The sequence below is a fragment of the Heyndrickxia ginsengihumi genome, assembly GCF_011008565.1.
GTDB classification, from domain to species: domain Bacteria; phylum Bacillota; class Bacilli; order Bacillales; family Bacillaceae_C; genus Weizmannia; species Weizmannia ginsengihumi.
Genome location: NZ_JAAIWK010000055.1, coordinates 1 through 1,621, shown reverse-complemented (window position 1 = coordinate 1,621; position 1,621 = coordinate 1). Strand labels below are relative to the sequence as shown.

General features: G+C 36.6%; 1 protein-coding gene. It reads left to right on the top strand.

Translation table 11 applies throughout. The features are described from left to right. Positions 1-20 precede the first annotated feature (20 nt). Positions 21-1,576, top strand: a protein-coding gene (locus G4D61_RS17775) for an IS3 family transposase (protein WP_163174635.1) whose coding sequence is annotated in 2 segments (ribosomal slippage) — positions 21-651 and positions 651-1,576 — 1,557 coding nt in all. Because the reading frame shifts where the segments join, the coding sequence is not laid out codon by codon here. Positions 1,577-1,621 lie beyond the last annotated feature (45 nt).

The window sequence follows — 1,621 nt, the reverse complement described above, 5'->3', positions numbered from 1 at the left end:
CTTATGGGGGAGTATTTGTTATGTCCAAAAGATCTTACTCTGCAGAAGAGAAATACGAGATATTAAAGGAATTAGATGAGCATTATTCAACATATGATCTTGAGTCAAAATATAACGTGCATCATTCAACGATTTTGGACTGGAAACACAAGTATGATCAGTATGGTTTGGAGGGTCTAAAAGAGTCTTCTACTTGGAAAAAGTATTCTAAGGAATTGAAGCTAGCTGCCATTAGAGATTGTCTGTCTGGGAAGTATTCTATACGTGAGGTTGCTAGATTGTATGAAATATCGGATGCTTCTGTCCTCAGAGGTTGGATAAAGAAGTATAATAGTCATAGGGATTTAAAGGATACGTCAAAAGGAAGGACGAACTCTATGACTAAAGGAAGAAAAACGACTTGGGAAGAACGAATACAAATTGTACTTGACTGCTTGGAGAACGGAAAAGATTATCAAGAAGCAGCTAATACTTATAATGTTTCTTATCAACAAGTCTATCAATGGGTTAGGAAGTATGAAGATGGCGGGGATGAAGCGCTGAAAGATAGACGTGGGAATAAGAAAGAAGAAGCTAAGCTGACTCCAGAAGAGAAATTCAAACTTCAAATGAAAAAGGTAGAAAGAGAAAATGAACGGTTACGTGCGGAGAACTTATTCTTAAAAAAGTTAGAGGAGATCGAAAGGAGGCGAAACTAAGCCAAATCCGATTTAAGGATAAGTATGTCGCTATTCAAGAGCTTCACCAGAACGAAGGTTTAAGCGTTAGTTTACTTTGTGAAATTGCAGGTATTGCACGATCTGCATACTATAAGTGGCTTAATCGTACCCCTTCATTCCGAGAATTACTGAATGAAGAAATCATCAAAGAGATGAAAATTCTCCATGAAAAAGTTGATGGCATATTTGGTTATCGTCAAATGACCCTTCATATGAATAGAAAGTTCGAAGAGGAACTTAATCATAAAAGAATCTATCGACTGATGAAAATGGCTGGATTACGTTCTGTCATTCGTGTCAAGAAGAAGCAATATAAACGCTCTACACCTCAACATGTGGCAGAAAACATATTAGATCGGGAATTTACCGCGGAAAAACCAAATGAAAAATGGGTTACAGATGTAACAGAATTTAAGTATGGCCAATCGAAGAAGGCTTATTTAAGTGCGATTCGTGATCTTTATGATGGATCAATTGTAAGTTATGTTTTAGGACATTCCAATAATAATCAACTTGTATTCAAGACGCTTGACCAAGCGATAGTATTATTAGATGGAGAACATCCACTTATTCATAGTGATCGTGGGTTCCAGTACACTTCCAAAGGATTTAAACGTAAGATAGACGCAGTAAAGATGACACAAAGTATGTCACGAGTTGGTCGGTGTATTGATAATGGGCCAATGGAATCTTTTTGGGGAACACTGAAATGTGAGAAGTATTATTTACATCAATATAAGACATTTGAGGAACTTTCTCTGGCAATAGATGAATACATCCATTTTTATAATCATGAAAGATACCAAAAACGATTAAACGGCCTTAGCCCGATGGAATATAGAGCTAAAGCCGCTTAAATCATTTTTATTATTTCCACTGTCTACTTGACAGGGGGCAGTTCA